The organism is Capnocytophaga periodontitidis (assembly GCF_016126015.1).
Taxonomy (GTDB): Bacteria; Bacteroidota; Bacteroidia; order Flavobacteriales; family Flavobacteriaceae; genus Capnocytophaga; species Capnocytophaga periodontitidis.
In genome coordinates, this window is record NZ_JAEFDB010000006.1 from 96,628 (window position 1) to 115,397 (window position 18,770).

At 38.7% G+C, this 18,770-nt stretch carries 21 protein-coding genes; 1 reads left to right on the forward strand and 20 read right to left on the reverse strand.

Going from position 1 to position 18,770, the window contains the following annotated elements:
• Positions 1-20 precede the first annotated feature (20 nt).
• From I7X29_RS09895 to I7X29_RS09985, 19 genes are all read right to left on the reverse strand, one after another.
• Positions 21-1,694 (reverse strand): vWA domain-containing protein, encoded by a 1,674-nt coding sequence (locus I7X29_RS09895; protein WP_009414229.1) that lies wholly within the window; start codon positions 1,692-1,694, stop codon positions 21-23.
• Between the two features lie 52 nt (positions 1,695-1,746).
• Positions 1,747-2,103 (reverse strand): 4Fe-4S binding protein, encoded by a 357-nt coding sequence (locus tag I7X29_RS09900; protein WP_009414230.1) that lies wholly within the window; start codon positions 2,101-2,103, stop codon positions 1,747-1,749.
• 80 nt (positions 2,104-2,183) lie between these two features.
• Positions 2,184-2,834 (reverse strand): SanA/YdcF family protein, encoded by a 651-nt coding sequence (locus tag I7X29_RS09905; protein WP_198467094.1) that lies wholly within the window; start codon positions 2,832-2,834, stop codon positions 2,184-2,186.
• Positions 2,835-2,872: 38 nt separating this feature from the next.
• On the reverse strand, positions 2,873-4,036 hold the full coding sequence (locus I7X29_RS09910; RefSeq protein ID WP_198467095.1) for a sigma-54-dependent transcriptional regulator: 1,164 nt from the start codon (positions 4,034-4,036) through the stop codon (positions 2,873-2,875).
• Positions 4,037-4,174: 138 nt separating this feature from the next.
• Positions 4,175-4,726 carry a thioredoxin family protein gene (locus I7X29_RS09915; protein WP_009413494.1) on the reverse strand — a complete coding sequence of 184 codons (552 nt, stop codon included), beginning with the start codon at positions 4,724-4,726 and terminating at the stop codon, positions 4,175-4,177.
• 30 nt (positions 4,727-4,756) lie between these two features.
• The gene (lpxK, locus tag I7X29_RS09920) at positions 4,757-5,767 is read right to left on the reverse strand and encodes a tetraacyldisaccharide 4'-kinase (protein ID WP_394368706.1); all 1,011 of its coding nucleotides are present in this window, start codon (positions 5,765-5,767) and stop codon (positions 4,757-4,759) included.
• Positions 5,768-5,795: 28 nt separating this feature from the next.
• Positions 5,796-6,473 carry a TIGR02117 family protein gene (locus tag I7X29_RS09925; RefSeq protein WP_198467096.1) on the reverse strand — a complete coding sequence of 226 codons (678 nt, stop codon included), beginning with the start codon at positions 6,471-6,473 and terminating at the stop codon, positions 5,796-5,798.
• Entirely contained in the window at positions 6,470-7,492 is a 1,023-nt protein-coding gene (locus I7X29_RS09930; RefSeq protein ID WP_198467097.1) for an NAD-dependent epimerase/dehydratase family protein, read from the reverse strand. The genes I7X29_RS09925 and I7X29_RS09930 overlap by 4 nt, the downstream gene beginning before the upstream one ends.
• Positions 7,492-8,022, reverse strand: coding sequence for a ferritin (locus tag I7X29_RS09935; RefSeq protein ID WP_040360619.1), 531 nt, complete (start codon positions 8,020-8,022; stop codon positions 7,492-7,494). The genes I7X29_RS09930 and I7X29_RS09935 overlap by 1 nt, the downstream gene beginning before the upstream one ends.
• Positions 8,023-8,101: 79 nt before the next feature.
• A complete protein-coding gene (locus I7X29_RS09940) occupies positions 8,102-8,869 on the reverse strand; it encodes an ABC transporter ATP-binding protein (RefSeq protein WP_088594724.1) in 768 nt (255 codons plus the stop codon).
• Positions 8,866-9,747, reverse strand: coding sequence for an ACP S-malonyltransferase (gene fabD, locus I7X29_RS09945; RefSeq protein ID WP_198467098.1), 882 nt, complete (start codon positions 9,745-9,747; stop codon positions 8,866-8,868). Before fabD ends, I7X29_RS09940 begins: the two co-directional genes overlap by 4 nt.
• 76 nt (positions 9,748-9,823) lie before the next feature.
• Positions 9,824-11,095: a hypothetical protein gene (locus I7X29_RS09950; protein WP_198474405.1), complete on the reverse strand. Its 1,272-nt coding sequence runs from the start codon at positions 11,093-11,095 to the stop codon at positions 9,824-9,826.
• Entirely contained in the window at positions 11,092-12,264 is a 1,173-nt protein-coding gene (gene coaBC, locus I7X29_RS09955; protein WP_198467100.1) for a bifunctional phosphopantothenoylcysteine decarboxylase/phosphopantothenate--cysteine ligase CoaBC, read from the reverse strand. Before coaBC ends, I7X29_RS09950 begins: the two co-directional genes overlap by 4 nt.
• A gap of 85 nt (positions 12,265-12,349) precedes the next feature.
• Positions 12,350-12,664, reverse strand: coding sequence for a DNA-directed RNA polymerase subunit omega (locus tag I7X29_RS09960; protein ID WP_009413506.1), 315 nt, complete (start codon positions 12,662-12,664; stop codon positions 12,350-12,352).
• Positions 12,665-12,671: 7 nt separating this feature from the next.
• Positions 12,672-13,478 carry an outer membrane protein assembly factor BamD gene (locus I7X29_RS09965; RefSeq protein ID WP_198467101.1) on the reverse strand — a complete coding sequence of 269 codons (807 nt, stop codon included), beginning with the start codon at positions 13,476-13,478 and terminating at the stop codon, positions 12,672-12,674.
• Positions 13,479-13,514: 36 nt separating this feature from the next.
• Positions 13,515-14,261: a 3-oxoacyl-[acyl-carrier-protein] reductase gene (gene fabG, locus I7X29_RS09970; protein WP_009413507.1), complete on the reverse strand. Its 747-nt coding sequence runs from the start codon at positions 14,259-14,261 to the stop codon at positions 13,515-13,517.
• Between the two features lie 20 nt (positions 14,262-14,281).
• Positions 14,282-14,605 carry a translation initiation factor gene (locus I7X29_RS09975; RefSeq protein ID WP_198467102.1) on the reverse strand — a complete coding sequence of 108 codons (324 nt, stop codon included), beginning with the start codon at positions 14,603-14,605 and terminating at the stop codon, positions 14,282-14,284.
• Positions 14,606-14,607: 2 nt separating this feature from the next.
• Entirely contained in the window at positions 14,608-16,131 is a 1,524-nt protein-coding gene (locus I7X29_RS09980) for a DUF4270 domain-containing protein (RefSeq protein WP_198467103.1), read from the reverse strand.
• 10 nt (positions 16,132-16,141) lie between these two features.
• Positions 16,142-16,951: a glycogen/starch synthase gene (locus I7X29_RS09985; protein WP_009413510.1), complete on the reverse strand. Its 810-nt coding sequence runs from the start codon at positions 16,949-16,951 to the stop codon at positions 16,142-16,144.
• 56 nt (positions 16,952-17,007) lie between these two features.
• Between I7X29_RS09985 and panC the strand changes: the two genes are divergently transcribed.
• On the forward strand, positions 17,008-17,904 hold the full coding sequence (gene panC, locus I7X29_RS09990; protein ID WP_198467104.1) for a pantoate--beta-alanine ligase: 897 nt from the start codon (positions 17,008-17,010) through the stop codon (positions 17,902-17,904).
• Positions 17,905-18,109: 205 nt separating this feature from the next.
• On the opposite strand, the gene I7X29_RS09995 is transcribed toward panC, so the two are convergent.
• On the reverse strand, positions 18,110-18,733 hold the full coding sequence (locus tag I7X29_RS09995; RefSeq protein WP_198467105.1) for a rhodanese-like domain-containing protein: 624 nt from the start codon (positions 18,731-18,733) through the stop codon (positions 18,110-18,112).
• Positions 18,734-18,770: the final 37 nt, after the last annotated feature.

Below are 18,770 nucleotides of genomic sequence, written 5' to 3' on the forward strand. Positions count from 1 at the left end.
GCAAATATAGTATTTTTTTACTATTTAGCCAACAATTTTGCACTTTTTACCAAGCGCACAAATTCTTTGCGATAGCCTTCTTCATCTTTGCCTATAGCACCATTAGCTAATTCTACTACTTGGTCATAAGTAGCTTGGGCTTTATTGCTATTGCCGCGCAAGAGAATACCAAACTCGGCTACACTGGCTGCAAAGCGAAAATCTACAGAAGTCTCATTTAAAGATTTCTTAGCAAATAACAAAGGTTCGGTTACTTCTACACTTTTAGCATCTTTTACCTTAGGGTCTTTATAACGTATTTTGAGGAATCCTAACTCATTGCCTTTACCTTTTTCGTTGAGTTCTTTTGTTTGGTAGCGGAGATTTTGAGCCACTTTACCTTCCGATGGAATGAGTTCATAGAGGGCTGTAACAGTATGCCCTGCGCCTATTTCACCTGCATCTTTCTTATCATCAGTAAAATCCTCATTAGCAAGTATACGGTTTTCATAACCTATGAGCTTATACTCTTTCACGTATTTAGGGTTGAACTCGATTTGCAGTTTCACATCTTTGGCTACGGCGAAAAGCGTACCGCTAAACTCGTTTACCAATACTTTTTTAGCTTCGGTAAGATCATCGATATAAGCGTAATTACCATTGCCTTTATCGGCTATGGTTTCGGCCATATCATCGCGATAATTACCCATACCAAAACCTAAAACTGACATATAAATACCACTTTCGCGCTGTTTTTCAATGAATTTTTCTAACTCTCTTGGATTACTAATCCCCACATTGAAATCGCCATCAGTAGCTAAAATAATACGGTTATTACCATTTTTAATGAAGTTTTTTTGAGCTTCTTTGTAAGCTAACTGAATACCACTACTACCTGACGTAGAACCACTTGCATACAGATTATCAAGTACTTTTTCTATTTTTTGTCTCTCTTTTACAGGAGTAGACGAAAGGGCTACTTTTGTACCGCTGGCATAAGTTACAATCGCCACTCTGTCGGTAGGTTTGAGCTGAGTGAGCAAGAGTTTGAATGAAGATTTTAGCAAAGGGAGCTTGTTAGGCTCATCCATTGAGCCCGATACATCAATTAGGAAAACAATATTAGAAGGTGGAGCTTGAGCCAAATCCAATTTTTTAGCTTGCAAACCAATGCGCAATAGCAAATGCTTAGGATTCCAAGGTGTAGGAGCTAATTCGGGGGTCACGCGCAAAGGAGAAGTAGCCTCCTTAGTAGGTGCAGGATAGTCGTAATCGAAGTAGTTTATCATCTCCTCTATGCGAATGGCATCTTTAGGAGGTAACTGACCATAACCTAACATACGACGCAAATTAGCATACGAAGCGCGGTCTACATCGGCAGAAAAAGTGGTAACGGGTTGTTGCGCTACTGCTACAAATGGATTTTCAGAAATCTCTTTGTAGGTTTCATTACTACGCGGTTGCTGTTGAGAAGGTTCTTCAGAATTGGCAATTTCCATTTCTTCTACTACAGCATCATACGCAGGTGGTGGGGGTGGCGGAGGTGGTGTTTCAGGCGAAGCCATTTTGTTCGCTGTAAGTTCTTCCACTGTTGTAGCAGGTGCAGGAGGTGGAAGCTGGTTGGCTGAATTGCTTGAATTTCGGTGACCTTCGGGGTTACCACAAGCCGCTAATAACAAAGCTGATAACAGCATTAAAGATACATTTGTTTTCATAAGGGTAATACATTAAAAATCTTACCTTTATAAAGTCAAATGTTATGCCAAACTAAGCTTCTTCGTTGTGAATAAAGCGTTTTTTAGCATAGAGTTCATCTTCTGTTTCTTGGTGGGCATCATCGGGCACGCAACAATCTACAGGGCACACCGCAGCACATTGAGGTTCATCGTGGAAACCTATACACTCGGTGCATTTATCGGCAATGATAAAATAAATATCATCGCTAATAGCTTGTTGAGGCTCATCGGCATCTACTTCCAATCCGCTCGGTAATACCACACGTCCTTTTAAGGCAGTACCATCACTATAGCGCCAATCATCAGCACCTTCGTAGATAGCATTGTTAGGGCATTCGGGTTCACAAGCCCCGCAGTTGATACAATCATCAGTTATTATTATAGCCATTTTTAGTTGTTAGTGATTAGAGAGTTTTAGAGGTTGGGAGGTAGGAAAGGGCGCAAAGATAATATTTTTTTGTTAATTTGCTACTTTTTGAATTTTGGTTGTACCTCGAACCACAAGTCTACAAAGAGTTTAGTGCGTGCTAAATACTCGCGTACACGTGTTTTAAAACCGTAGTAGGCAGTAACATCTTGCGCATCAAAACCAATAGCTTGTATGCCGTGGTGCTTTGCCAAGAAAAGGGCTCGCTCATTGTGAAAACGTTGTGAGATAACAATAAATGTATCATAGCCAAATACTTCTTTAGCTCGCACTACCGAGTCTAAGGTTCTGAAACCTGCATAGTCTAAGACAATACGTTCTTCAGGGATTCCCTTATTTATTAAGGCTCTTTTCATTTCTTCGGGCTCGTTGTAGTCATTTCTATGATTGTCGCCACTGACCAAAATATATTCAATTTTTCCTGCCTCATATAGCTGCACGGCAGCCTCTATTCTATAAAGAAAATACTTGTTGGGCGCCCCACTTTTTAAATAAGGATTGGTTCCTAAGAGCAAACCTACTTTATGCGCAGGCACCTCAGCAACTTGAGTGTACAACAAGTTTTTAGTCTCTTTGGTTACCTGCACGTTACAAGCGATGATTACTAAGAGTAACCACAGCGATAGTAGAGCGGTCACTTTCCAGAAACGTTTGGTTTTTAAGGGTTTTAGAAAAGATTTTATTTTGTTCATTTTGTTTAGGTAAGAAGTAAGAGGTAAGAAGTAAAAGGTTACTTACCGGCAAAAGCTTTGACATCGTCTTCTGAGATTTCTTTACCTCCTAAGATGATAAGTCGCTCTACTACATTGCGCAATTCGCGAATATTACCCGTCCAATCTTGCTTTTGAAGGAGTTCTACCGCTTTTTTACTAAATTTTTTGGGACTAATACCTTGTTCTTCGGCTATTTTTACTGAAAAATAATCAATAAGTAATGGAATATCATCTCTTCTTTCATTGAGTGAAGGCACACGAATAAGAATTACTGCCAAACGGTGGTACAAATCCTCGCGAAAACGACCTTCGGCTATTTCTTTTTTCAAATCCTTATTGGTTGCGGCTATCACACGTACATCTACATTGATATCTTTATCACTACCTACACGAGTAATCTTATTTTCTTGCAAAGCGCGCAATACTTTGGCTTGTGCGGAGAGACTCATATCTCCTATCTCATCTAAGAAAATCGTACCATTGTTAGCAGCCTCAAACTTACCTGCGCGGTCTTTTACCGCCGAAGTAAACGCTCCTTTGATATGTCCGAAGAGTTCACTTTCTATCAGTTCTGAAGGGATAGCAGCACAGTTCACCTCTATCATAGGGGCTTCACTGCGCTCACTTTGGTAGTGAATAGCGTGAGCTACTAACTCTTTACCTGTACCATTAGAGCCCGTGATGAGGACACGCGCTTCGGTAGGCGCTACTTTTTCTATCATCTGACGGATTTGTTGCAAAGGAACACTCTCTCCTATCATCTCATAGCTTTTGCTCACCTTCTTTTTGAGGTGTTTATTCTCTACTACTAATTTTTTCTTATCGAGAGCATTGCGTACTGTATTGAGCAAACGGTTCAAATCGGGTGGTTTTGAGATATAGTCGTAAGCCCCTAAGCGCATTGCATTTACAGCGGTCTCAAGGTCGCCGTGACCAGAAATCATTACAAAAGGGATTTCAGGTTTCACCTTCTTAATCTCGGTGAGTACCTCCATACCGTCCATTTTAGGCATTTTGATGTCGCAAAGTACCAAGTCGTAGTCCTCTTTTTTGAGTTTCTCTACGCCTTCGATGCCATCAACCGCCTCTTCTACTTCGTACTCTTTGCTTTCTTCTACTAATATTTTGCTGAGCACACGGCGAATAGCCGATTCGTCTTCTATGATAAGTATTTTTGCCATAATTCTAATTTGTCAATTTAGTGCGAGCTGCACGGGCGATTAATTTGCCAATTTATGTGGCAAAGATAATAAAAAATTAAAAAACTCTTGGCAAAATGTCAAGAGTTTTTCGCGTGTGTTTATGAAAAAGTGTATTTATTAGTTTTTGAATGTAGGTTTGAACTTTGATTGATATACTTGGAACTCTTGTTGGGTAGTAATACTTTTATGTTCGTCGTTTTTAAACATTTTTAAGTAGAGTTCTAATTGGGTAGGTGACATATAGCCAGTAAGCCCTGTTATCAAATCGTTTTTCTCGTCTAAGAACACCATTGTAGGGTATGCTTGTACTTGCAAGTAATTAGTGAGCGGGTGGAGAGAGTTGCGTGATTGAGCTCTTGCAGGATCATAATCCTTATTCTCAAACTTTTGACCTTTGTAGTTCACTACTTCATTACCTTCACCATTGAATTTTACAGCGTAATAATTATCGTTCACATAGTTCACTAAGTCTTTGTTTTTAAAGGTGTTGTTAGCTAACATTTTGCAAGGTCCACACCAATTAGTGTATACATCGACGAATATTTTTTTAGGTTTTTTCTTTTGAGCGGCAATAGCTTGGTCAAAAGTCATCCATTTAATTTCCTGAGCTTCGAGGGTAGCAGTAGCTGTTAAAACAAAAGCTACAATAGCGATGAGTTTTTTTGTCATAGTTGATAAAAGTTTGTAATTATTTTGTTTTTAGAGATTTTCAAAAACCGTGCCAAATATATGTTCATCAGCGGGGGTGAGGAATTGCATTGCTATAGGCAAGTAATATAAGTTTTGCAAATGAGGTTGGAGGCGCACATAGTCTTTCTCAGTAGTTAGGATGCGTTTGCTTTGTAATTGTTCCAATTCCTTATTAGTAAAATGATGATGATCGGGGTAGTTGAGGTGCTCAAAAGTAGCATCTTTATCTATCAAGAAACTGAGTAAAGGTTTGGGATTGGCGATGCCTGTTACTAAGGTAAAAGGTTCTTGTATAAACATTTCCAACGGGATTAGTTTTTCTTTGCCATACACTTGTTGGTTATAAACTATGGTAGCAAATGCGATAGGTGCTATTGTGTGCTGTTGTAGTTTTTGAGTAATAGCAGTACGTTCGGCTACTGATAAAGTAGGGGGACATTTGGTTACTACTACTATATCAGCTTGTTGCACACGGCTCACTACATCGCGGAGTCGCCCCATTGGCAGTAGCCAGTCATCTGTAAAGAGCTGTGCATAAGCGGTGAGTACTATGTTGATTTTTGCTTTTACGGGGCGATGTTGGAAAGCATCGTCTAAAATGATTACTTCGGGAGGCTCTGGTAACGCAAGCATCTGCTCTATTCCTTCCACCCTATTACCACATACAGCTAATATAATATTATCTTTAAATTTCTTCCAGAACTGAAAAGGTTCATCGCCTAAATCATATACTGTGCTATTTCCAGCAGCCAGTACAAAACCTTTAGATTTGCGTTTATACCCTCTGCTCAACACCCCTACTCTACACTTGATAATCCACTGCCTGATAAGATATTCTACCATTGGGCTCTTCCCTGTTCCCCCCACAGCGACATTCCCCACGCAAATAGTAGGCACTGCAAAGGTATGTACTTTAAAAATGCCAACATTGTAGCACCAATGGCGCAGACGGACAATAAGACCGTAAAGCACAGCAAAGGGGAAAAGCAAAGGACGAATGACAAATGACAAATGACGTATTATTAAGTTGTTAATTCTCAATTATTAATTATTTATAATGCCTAAATATTCCTGAATCGGTGGCTGTCCAGAGGGCGTATTTTTGTCCGGCAGCGCGAAGCCCATAGTCTGCCCAAGTATTGCAGGTATAGAGAAAGTTGTAAGTACTTTTGGCTTCGTAGAAAGCATCGGTAGTGCCATAAACGGCATTGGTGGGTATAGGGATGTATTTACCTTGTACATCTTTGTCGAACTGCTGATCGATATAGCTTACCAAACGCTTGTATTGTGCAGCTGTAAGACTTAGTTGTGCTACTTTTTCATATCCTTCTGTACCTCCTAAATAGGTGGTGTGCATAGCCGAATCACTCATCCAAAAAGCAGCTTTTACTGCTGTAGAGAACTTTAAATCAGCCCAAGTAGGGGTATTAAGGTAAAAGCCTTTGTCACCCCAACCAAAAGCCAACCAATCACCTCTCTTTTTTCCTTTGGTATCATCAGGAGAAACTTTGGTAGTCCAATCTATAAACTCATTTTGAGTAGGTAGTACCAAATCGGTGTGCATTCCGTTAGAGAGAAGGTAGATGGTAATAGTTTTGGGTTCAGTTGTTTTTTCTGCAGAAATGGGAATTAATGGCAACAACAAGCACAGCACCCCATAGAGCACTACAAAACCTACCACAAAGAGTAGGGTTTTTAGGAAATATTTTAAAAGTTTTTTAATCATAGAGAGCTTCCGAGAGTTGTAGTTTTTATTTTATGACAAATCTCTTGGATTACTTCATCAATGTCGCTGTAATGAAAATCGATAAACTCTTTTATTTTATCGCCATTATAAGTCCTTATTAAGCCGAGAGCATCAGCTGTTTGGAGAGTGAGGGTTCGCTTTTTGATACCCAAGAAACTTAAAAAGCCGTCTAAACGCGCGAAACGACGCAATACTTTATGAGAAATCTTTTTAGTAGGAGCTTTCACTCCTAATCCTTTGGCTATCTTCTCAAAAAGTGATTGATAAGTAAGGTTAGCCGTATTCAGCACAAAGCGTTCTCCCGTAACTTCGGAGAATTGTAAGGCAATCATTGCGCGTACGACATCGTCTACCGCGACAAAACCTGTACCCCCTGTGGGATAATATTTCTGTCCATCAGCTACTTTTTTAAACCACAAGCCAGAGCCTTGTTCGGAGAAATCAGCAGCCAACACCACTGAAGGATTTACAATAACCACTGGCAATCCTTCTTGCGAGCCACGCCATACCTCCATTTCGCCACCGTTCTTACTGATAGCGTAATCAGTGTTATTGTCCTCACTATTCCAATCGTTTTCCTCGTCAATAGGTGTGTGAGGCAAAGCCGAAAGGGTAGCTACAGAGCTCACATAACAGAGTTTTTTTACCTTAAAGTCAATACACAAGTTTACAATATTAGCCGTTCCTTCGACATTTACTTTGATGAGCTGAGCAAAATCTTTAGGTTGGAAAGAGATAAAGCCTGCACAGTGAAAAACAAAAGTAACATTCGCAAACGCTTGTTCGAGTGCAGGAATGTTACTTATATCGGTTTGTATCCACTCAATAGAGCGGAATTGTTCCGCTCCATTGGGGGATTGTTGTATAAAAAGTTGTTCGACTTTCTCTAACGAATGGGCATTACGATAGATAGCCCTTACTTTATGCGCCTTGTTTTGAGTAAGGTAAAAAAGCAAGCAACTGCCAATCAGCCCTGTTCCGCCAGTTACTAAAATCATTATTTTTCGTCTAAAGGAATACGTTCGTCGATAAGTTTGAGAGCTATAGGCGAATCGTTCTCGTTGTAGAATTCGAAGAGGTCGAGGATAGAGTGTACCAAACGTTCTTCTTCTAACTGTTCTTGAACGAACCATTGCAAGAAGTTTTCGGAAGCGTAATCATCTACTTGGCGTGCTTTTTTGAAAATTGCGAAGATAGATTGAGTAACTTTGATTTCGTGTTCCAAAGTTTTTTCGTAAACTTCTTTAAGTGAATCAAATTCTTGTTGTACCTCACCTACTTTAGGAGCAAAAGCACGTGCGCCATTTTCGTTGAGGAAGCGGAAGATTTTCATCATATGATCTCTTTCTTCTACAGCGTGGTCATAAAAGAACTCGGCACTGCGAGAGTAGCCATTATATTCAGCCCAAGAAGCCATAGCTAAGTAGAGAGAGCTTGCTTCAGCTTCTTTACTTACTTGGTCGTTCAATAGGTCGATAATTTCAGGGTGCAAACTAGTTTGCGATCTGGTGTACTTGTGTTTTGTCATTATAAAAAATTGTTTTTAAGTTTTTTAGTGGGCGCAAAGATAGTAATTATTTGCTAAATACGGATAAAAGAGTTGTAATTTAGACGTGTTCTTCCAAATACGCCTTTCGCACTTTTTTGAAGAGTTCCGATGAATACACGAAATCGGTAACGGCTTCATTGTCTGTACGGAAAATAGTATCTTTAGAGCCTTCCCACTCTTTGTATCCATTTTTCAAGAAAACAATCTTAGCCCCTATTTCCATTACGGAGTTCATATCGTGAGTGTTGATAACAGTGGTAATATTGAACTCTTGAGTAATTTCCTGAATAAGGTTGTCTATTACGATAGAGGTTTTAGGGTCGAGACCTGAGTTAGGTTCGTCGCAGAACAAGTAGTTAGGATTGTTTACAATAGCGCGAGCAATAGCCACCCGTTTTTGCATACCTCCAGAAATTTCGGACGGTAATTTGTTTTCGGCATTTACCAAATTCACCCTACTGAGCACTATATCAGCGCGTTCACGGATTTCATCAGCTGATTTTTGGGAAAACATCTTCAAAGGAAACATTACATTTTCGAGTACCGTCATCGAATCGAATAAGGCACTACCTTGAAATACCATTCCCATTTTTTGGCGTAGAGCTACTTGTTCTTTGCGTTTCATATCGGCATACTTCACCCCATCGTAGATAATGTCACCTGAATCGGGGGTAAAGAGTCCTAAGAGTGATTTGAGGAATACTGTTTTTCCTGAACCACTTTGTCCAATAATAAGGTTTGTTTTGCCTTTCTCGAATGTAGTGGAAATGCCTTTCAGCACTTCAGTTCCATTGAAAGATTTATGTAAATTTTCTACTTGTATCATAGTTCAGCCGAGGCTACCACAGCCTCTTTATTTATCTTTTTCACCAAACCTTGTAGTACTTTACCAGGTCCTACTTCAATAAATTCGGTAGCGCCATCAGCAATCATTTGTTGTACGCTTTGTGTCCATTTCACAGGAGCGGTAAGTTGCTTGATAAGGTTGGTTTTGATAGCGTTTTCATCGCTTATGGCTGTAGTGGTTACATTTTGATATACAGGGCATAATGGTTTGTGGAATGCTGTTTGCTCAATTGCTGCAGCTAATTCTTCTTCAGCAGGTTTCATCAATACAGAATGGAAAGCCCCACTCACAGATAAGATAAGAGCTTTCTTAGCGCCTGCTTCTTTCATCTTTTCACAAGCCGCTTCTACTGCTTTGAGTTCGCCTGAAATCACCAACTGACCTGGACAATTATAGTTGGCAGGAGTTACAATCCCATCAATTGTTGCACAAAGTTCTTCCACTTTGGCATCCTCTAAGCCCAATACAGCAGCCATTGTACCAGGTTGTAATTCGCAAGCCTTTTGCATTGCAGCTGCACGTTTGGCTACTAATTGCAAGCCATCTTCAAATGAGAGGGTTCCATTGGCTACTAAAGCAGAAAATTCACCTAATGAATGTCCTGCAACCATTTGAGGAGCAAAATTTTTACCGAGCACCTTACTAAGGATTACTGAGTGCAAGAAGATTGCAGGCTGGGTAACTTTAGTTTGCTTAAGGTCTTCATCGGTACCACTGAACATTATATCGGTAATAGAGAATCCGAGAATGCCATTAGCCGCTTCAAAAAGCGCTTTGGCTTCAGCAGATTTTTCATATAAGTCAAGCCCCATACCTACAAATTGGGCTCCTTGACCAGGGAAGATGTATGCTTTCATTTATTTATATTTTTATTGTTAGAAATTACAAAGCTACTGTTTTTTTATAGAATTACAAAATATTGAGTGGAATATTTTATTTTTTTATCTCACTATAATAAAAATGCAGTTCATATTGTTTTTGATATTCTCCTTGCCGTTTATCGTAAAATGTAGCACTAAAGAGGGCGTGAGTAGTATCAAAACCTACAGTTCCTAATGCACCTTCATCTACTATTGATTTACGCAAGATAGAAGTGTTATACTCATAGATTATTTTATTCTCTTCTTCCCAGTTATCAGTGTCAAAATTATAGCGATAATCAATAGTGAGTATGCGGTTATTTTGTGCGTCGTATTGGTTTACGGTTTTTATTTTATCTTTTTTTACTTCGTTAAAAATAGAGAGTTTTTCAGTCATATTCTTATGAGTATCATACTGGTAAGATTGTTGTTCTATCATTGCAAAAACATCTTTTTCTTTATCCCAGTTACTATGAATATACGCTTGCAAGCAATCATTTTCATTATATTTTTCTTCTAGAAGGTAGTCGTTTTCCCACTGTTGTTGTTTTTCATTCCATTTTTGTCTTAAACGAGATATTTTTGTAGGGTTAAGAGTTAATTTTGTGCTGTTTTTCTCTTTAGGAATCCATTTGCCATTAAGCATTTCACTGTAAATAGAATAAGCGCCAACAATAGTATCCTCAGCATATTCATATTTTGCTTCTTCAACCCATTTATCAGTTTTATAAGTAGATTTTAACTCTGATTTTTTTATAGTATCATTCTCATAAACTGTTATGATTCTCTTTTGAGGCAACCACTGATTTTTATTTTCATCTCTACTATAATGAGTAAGTTCAGTAGTTTTGTTTTGTTTATTCTGTAAGTATATACTTTGGGTTTTGGGTTGCCATTTAGAGCCTTCAGTACATTCATATTTTGTATAAAAGAAGAACTTTCCTTTTTTGATAAGTTCTTCTTTTCGTTCTTTTATCCATTCATTTCTAAAAGCATTATAAGAAGAAGTAATTTTCTTATCTTTATCATTCACATACTCTTCTTTTTTCACTTTTTTCCACTTATTACTATCTTTATTTCGAGTGTATTCTTCATATAAAACCAGTTGATTTTGTTTATCATAGAAATAAATAGACTTTGTAACATAAGGTTTTCTTATCATCAAAGAATATTCCTTAATAAGTTTACGTTTGGAGGAGTCATAGTATTGTTTAGTAGTATAGCTTCCCTCTCTGTCATATCCATTTATAGCAAAGAGTTTTCTTTGTACACTATCCAAATGCACTTTTTGAGCTTGCAACGTTATACTTGCAAATAAGATCAAAAACAGAGTGATATTTTTCATATATTTAAGCATTCTTTTAAAATATTAAAAGCTACTGTAGATTTATGTTGGAGTGGAAAAGCTTTTTGCTCGTTTTTAGTAATAAAAGTAACTTTATTAGTATCAGTACCAAAGCCCGCCCCTGCATCACGCAAGGAGTTGAGTATAATGCCATTTAAGTTCTTTTTCTCTAATTTAGCTTGGGCATTAGCTACCTCATTTTCAGTTTCTAAGGCGAAACCTATGAGTATCTGGTTCGTTTTGATTTTCCCTAAAGATGCTAATATATCGACGGTAGGCACTAAGGTAAGACTGAGATTACCACCTTTCTTTTTAATTTTTTCGGGGGCTACAGTTTCGGGGGTATAATCGGCGACGGCTGCGGCGAGGATAGCGATATCACAAGTAGGGAATTCGGTTACAGCAGCTTCATACATTTGCTGCGCGCTTACCACACGATGCAAGTGTATTTGTGAGTGAATATTCTTTTCAGAAGATGGTCCTAACACTAAATGTACTTCAGCACCTTGTTGTACGGCTTCATTAGCAAGAGCAATCCCCATTTTGCCAGAGGAGAAGTTTCCTATAAAACGCACAGGGTCGATAGCCTCATAAGTAGGACCAGCGGTGATAAGTATTTTTTTACCCTTAAGAGGAAGATTTTTGGAGAGTGTATTCTCTAAAAACAGCACTATATCTTCGGGTTCAGCCATACGTCCTTGTCCTACAAGTCCGCTAGCAAGTTCGCCATAAGTTGCGGGAATAATGTGATTACCATAGGATGCTAATTTTGCTAAATTCTCGGTAACCGTAGGGTGGGCATACATATCCAAATCCATTGCAGGAGCAATGAATACGGGTGCTTTAGCGGAGAAATAAGTAGCCAATAGTAAGTTATCACATACCCCGTGAGCCATTTTAGCAATGGTATTAGCCGTAGCAGGAGCGATGAGCATTGTATCAGCCCAGAGTGCTAACTCCACGTGGCTATGCCAATTACCCTCGGGAGATGAGAAGCTTGTAAGCACAGGATTTTTAGACACAGTGCTAAGGGTAAGAGGCGTTACGAACTCCTTTGCTTTTTCGGTAAGGATTACCTTTACATTGTATCCTTTTTTAGTGAGCAAGCGCACTAACTGAGGCGTTTTATAGGCGGCAATTCCAGCTGTGACACCAAGTACTATATTCATAATTAAAATAGATTGAAAAAGGCTTTAAACGGCAAGCGAGTGCTTACTGCTTAAAGCCTAACAAACAATTTATAAATACCCATTTTTATTCGGTTTCACGGTAGTATACCTTACCGTCTAACCATTCTTTTACAGCGATGGCTTGAGGTTTAGGCAAACGCTCGTAGAAACGAGATACTTCTATTTGTTCTTTGTTCTCAAAGATTTCCTCTAAGCTATCGTTATTAGTAGCGAAAGCCTCTAACTTTTCTACCAATTCTTTTTTAATTTCGGCGTTTATTTGGTTAGCACGTTTGGCAATAATAGAGATGGCCTCGTAAATATTACCAGTAGGTGCTTCTATAGCCGATTTGTTGTAAGTAATCGTAGAGGTAGGAGCATCTATTTTTTTAAAATCCATAATGTAATTATTTTTGTGATGTAAAACTTTTTAGTGATGTATTAATTTTAACGAGCATATTCTCAGCTTCCTTTTTGAATTTGCTTTCAGGGTAAGCACGCAACAAGTTGTCGTAGGCTTCTTTAGCTGTATTGAGGCGTTCTTCTTTTTTGCTTTCCACACTATTGATCGCCCACTCATAAGCTGAGTGCAAACGGGTGTACAAGGCTTCTTCTCTGAAAGGGCTTCCAGGATTATCGGTCAAGAAATTATCTAATGATTTCATCGCTGCCTGATAGTCACGAATCTTATCGTATTGTTTGGCAATTTCAAAATCTTTTTTCTCTAAACGCGTTACCAAATCTAAGGTAAGTTCGTTAGCTTCTTTGGTATACTCACTATTAGGATATCTATCCAAAAAGTACTGCAGTTTTTCGAGTGCCTGATAAGTATAGGTTTGATCTACACTATACTTAGGTGTTTCTAAGTATAGTGATTTAGCTTCTAAAAAGGAAGCTTCGGTAGCTTTTTCACTACGAGGGTACAGCTTCTGCAAACGTTCGAATTGATAGGAAGCTAAACTGTACTGCTTGAGTTGATAACAAGCGTCACCATACATATAGTAGATGCGTTCCCCTTGAGGTTTTCCTGCATATTCGGAGGCTATTTGTTCAAAAAGGCGATTCGCTTTTTTGTATTTTTTAGCCTTATAGAGCTTTTCAGCTTCGATGTATTTGACACTTCCATCTGTAGATTTGAGGGCTTTTTGGTACTCACCACAGGAGGCAAAAAGCACACCGATCAGACCGATGATGATATATTTTTTCATTAACATTCGGCAAAAGTAAAAAGTTTTTCTGAAATAACAAAATTATGTGAGCATTCCGCCATCTACATTGAGTACTTGCCCAGTGATATAAGCAGACATATCGGAGGCTAAAAACACGCAAGCATTGGCTACATCTTCAGGCTGTCCGCCACGTTTAAGAGGAATAGCATCACGCCATCCTTGTACTACTTTTTCATCGAGTACAGCAGTCATTTCAGTTTCGATAAAACCTGGCGCAATGGCATTACAGCGGATGTTACGAGAGCCTAATTCCAAGGCTATCGATTTAGTAAAGCCGATAATTCCTGCTTTAGAGGCAGCATAGTTAGACTGACCAGCATTACCTTTCACTCCTACCACGCTACTCATATTGATAATAGAGCCTTTGCGCTGTTTGAGCATAGTACGTTGTACCGCTTTGGTCATATTAAACACAGATTTGAGGTTTACTTCGATTACTTTATCGAAATCCTCTTCACTGATACGCATCAGTAGGTTGTCCTTAGTGATACCAGCGTTGTTTACGAGGATATCAACGGTGCCAAACTCAGCAACAACGGCATCGACAAATTCTTGAGATTGAGCAAAGTTAGAGGCATCACTTTGGTAGCCTTTCACTTTTACACCTTGTGCAGCTAATTCATTTTCTAAAGTTTTTGCAGCTTCTACTGAAGAGCTGTATGAAAAAGCAATGTTCGCTCCGTGAGCGGCAAATACTTCGGCTATACCACGACCGATGCCACGACTAGCACCAGTGATAATAGCGGTTTTTCCTTCTAATAATTTCATATTATAATTGTTAATTATCTTTAACCTCCTACGCGTTTTACTTTTAATCCTTTTTCTTTAAGGAGTTGCATAATAGTATCGCGGTAATCACCTTGTATGAGGATAGAGTCGTCTTTCACTGTTCCTCCTACTCCAAGGTATGTTTTGAGCTCTTTTGCTAATATTTTGAAATCGCTATCTGCTCCATTGTAACCTTCGATTACAGTTACGGGTTTGCCTTTGCGCTTTTCGTATTTACAAAGCAAAGGCTCATCTTGCAACCATATAGGAGAAGGAGTTTCTTGAGGAGTTTCCTCTTCTATATGATCAGGAAAAAGATTTTTAAGTTGGTCTCTTAAGTCCATACTTATTTTACTTTGGTGTAATTGATAATCAATTTTATATCTTTAATCACCACGCCTAAGGGGGTAGCGAGAGCTGTTTTAGCTATTTTACCATCACCACTTGCACTTTTATAACTACCTACAGCAGTTTGCTTGATATTAGATCCTATAGCAATTGCTAAAGGAACATTGGTAGTATTATTTGTTACCATATTGAGGATGTGATTGGTAATTCTCAGTTGATAATATTTACCTACTCCGTTTTCTTTTTGCAATCTACCTAAGTGCACCAAGTGTGAATAGGAAGATTGATTGTTATTAGCAGTAGGGTCGTACTGATAATCGGCTAATACAGCGCCCGTTTGAGCATTGTAGATATAGAGGCGGTCGGGGGTTTTAGTATAAGTAACACTATTATCTACATAGAAAAATAGACTTGCATCGGTAACTAACCACTTTTCAGATTTGATGCGAGCAATATCGGTATCTGAAATGGTAATAGAAGCAGTTTGCCCTAAAGCACCACTCAAATAGATTTTACTAGTATCGGTAAGGCTTTCACCAGCATTGTTGAAAAGGTTTAGAGCAATGCCATTGAGGGGCAAATCATAACGGCTATATTGTGTTTTAGTAGCAGTGCTACCACTTACATAAGCGGTATAGCTATATTCTAACTGTATTTTGGCATTTGCTATATTGAGGAGCATCATCACATCTTTAGAGAAGTTAGAGGTACTGATTTGTATCCCTTTAAAATACTTTTTAAAGTCGTTTACATTTGCCAATTCGTTGCTTCCTTCCTTATCTAATATTTTTGTTTGGAAGAAAGTAGTGTTAAGGGGGATGCGCAATCCAGGAGCTAAATTATCGTATACTGTTTTAGACTCATCGGTAGTAGTTTTAGGATCATCAAACTGGAAGCGTGTAATCGTTTTATTACTAATAGTAGTAGCTGAAGTAGTAGCTGAAACGATGGAACTACCTAAATTTGTAAGTACTTCAGTATTATTAGAATAATAGACTTTAGCTTTCAGGTCGGTACCTATATCACTAAGGAAGTAATTTGTTTCTTTTACTTCTACACGGAAAGAAGCACTTTTGTCGCCATAAATAGAATCTAATTGGTATTCAGCATTTTGGCTATAGGTAGCTTTACTATTTGAAGTATTAGGATTGAAGAAAGGAATGTACAAAAATGCCTTAGTTACTTTTTCGTTTTCAGGTTTGTTTTCGCTATTTTCTAACGCTTGAGTTTTGCTACCAAAAGTAGGGGCAGCCGTTGAGAGCCCTACTTGTGCTACAATAGTAGCTGATTTAGTACCAAAAGGCGCTTGAGTGTATTGCCCAAGCAAATATCCACCTAAGCCATTGGTTTGTACGGCAGTTTGTTTGATTTGGTTCACCGAAATAGTAGGGGTGAAGACACTGGTTTCGTAGTTAGGATTTTTGAGGAGTGCGCCATCTATTTCGTTGAAATCGTCGGAAGAGCAGGCGCTAAAAAGCGTTAGTACAGTGAGGGAAAAAAGTAATTTGTAAGTGTTATTCATTCGTTTATTGTTATTTCTTTAGTATTTTAGTGTAAAATTCGCGGTAAGACTCTTGGAAGGTTTCTTTATCGCTATTGTAAATCACTGGTTTTCTCAAGTTTTTGAGATAAGTTTTGAAATCATCGGGCATCTTTTCACTCACTACAATTACGCCATCGGAGTGCTTGATAGCGATGCGCATCAGGTTGTAGTAAGTAGGGTTTTTGAGGGGGTCGATTGTTTTTTTGCTAATACCATCAAAAGCTACTTTGTTGATTAAGGCAGAATCGAGAGCACCATCGTAATCACTATCGAACACAGAGGTAATGATTTTACTTTCGGAAAAGATAGGTTCATCTTTATAGTAAGTGCGCAAATAGAGAGGTAACAAAGCAGACACCCAGCCGTGTATGTGGATGATATCGGGTAACCAATTGAGTTTTTTCACTGTTTCGACGATACCTTTGGCGAAGAAGATACAGCGCTCATCGTTATCGGGATACATATTGTTTTCTTCATCAAAGAGTGTGCCAGTACGTGTGAAATACTCGTCATTATCAATAAAGTACACTTGTATGCGTTCCTTAGGGATAGAAGCTACTTTGATGATAAGAGGTACATCGATATCGTTGATGACAATATTCATACCCGATAGGCGTATCACTTCGTGTAGCTGGTGACGGCGTTCGTTGATATTGCCAAATTTAGGCATAAAGATACGTATTTGACCGCCGTTAGCATTCACCATTCTGGGGGCTTCAAACGACATTTTAGCTAATTCACTATAAGGTGAATAAGGCAATACTTCAGACGATACGTAGAGTACTTTTTTATCTTTCATAAAGAGTATTTCTTTAAATTATTTTGCTCTTAGAAGGCACAAAAGTACAAAAAAATATGCACATATCCATAAAATTATATAAGTTTGCACCCAAAAAAGATTTTATATCGATGATTTACACACAGCAAAAGGAACTCCATTTACTTATGGAAACCCTTAGAAATCAAGGGAAAACAATAGGTTTAGTACCTACTATGGGTGCTTTACACGACGGGCATTTATCGCTTGTAAAAAAAGCTAAAGAAGAGAACGACATAGCCGTTGTGAGTATTTTTGTGAACCCAACACAATTCAACAATCCTACCGATTTAGAGAAGTATCCACGTACCTTAACAGCCGATGCTGATAAGATTGCCCAATATAGCAAAGAGGTAATTATTTTTGCTCCTGCTGTTAGCGATATTTACGGCGATGAAGTAGTAGCTCAGCCATTTGACTTTGCTGGATTAGACAAAGTAATGGAAGGCACATCGCGACCCGGGCATTTTGATGGTGTAGGTACGATTGTTAAAAAACTTTTCGAAATTGTAATGCCCGACAGAGCTTACTTTGGTGAAAAAGACTACCAACAACTGCTCATCATCCAGCAAATGGTACGACAAACAGGCTTACCTGTGACTATCGTCCCCTGCCCTATCGTGCGCAATAGCGAAGGGTTAGCCCTCAGTTCACGCAATGCTTTACTAAGTGAAGCTATGATACATCGCGCTTCTTTCATTTACCGTACCCTACTCGCTGCCAAAGAGCGTTTCGCTACTCATACTCCTGCTGAAGTAGAAGCGTGGGTGGTGGATACTTTTAACAAAGAACCCGATTTTACTTTAGAGTATTTTACTATTACTGATGCTCATACCTTGCAACACGCAACTACCAAAGAAGCAGGGAAAGAGTACCGCGCTTTTATAGTGGTACACGCTGAGGGAGTGAGACTCATAGATAATTTGGCGATGTGATGATTTGGCAATTAGCCCCTGAAGGGGACAATCTGGAAAAGTGGGAGGTGCGGGAGCGACAGATAACGATTTGATGATTTGATGATTTGGTAGGGGCGTTTGCAAAACGCCCCTACATAACATACTCTAAACAGAGTATTCAATTCTGCAAAAGGTATGAGCTCACGGGTAGTTTTTGTTACTTGTTACCTATTGTTACTTGAACTTAATTTCCTTTGGTTACTATAAATATATTTTCTTTCTCAACTCCTATCACTTCGTGTTCTACATCTACAGGGATTTGATAGGTATCGAGGTCTTTGAGTACAACTTCTTCACCATTAATAAGAAAACGCACAGTTCCTTTTACCATAATAAGGGTTGCAGGGATATTAGTAGTATGTTTTTTTAGTACAGCTCCTTCACCTAAAGCTATGGCTACTTGTCTCACATTTTGACCATCTTTTACGAAATAGGTAGTTTGTTTATCGTTGCGGAAAGTAAGTTTATCGGCTAAATTTACTTTTTGCAAAGATTTTATATGCTCTACAGTTTTGCCATTGACGGCTGTAATATTGTGCTTCTTGAGAATATCTTGTGCTTTGCCTGCACGAATGCCTCGACGACAAAAGAGTACAACATTCTCTTTTCCTCTTAATTCTTGCCATCGAGCTCCTATTTCTTCCAATGGGATATTAATTGCTCCTTCGGCTGTACCTTTAGCAAATTCTTCAGGGGTACGCACATCAATTAAAGTAGCATTTTTAGCATTAACACGCTCGGCGAGCGTTTGGGATTTTGCTGTAATCATTGTAAGCAAAAACATTCCTAAAGTTATTGAATATTTCATTATTGTTAGTTTGTTTGTTAGTTTACTACGTTTTAGG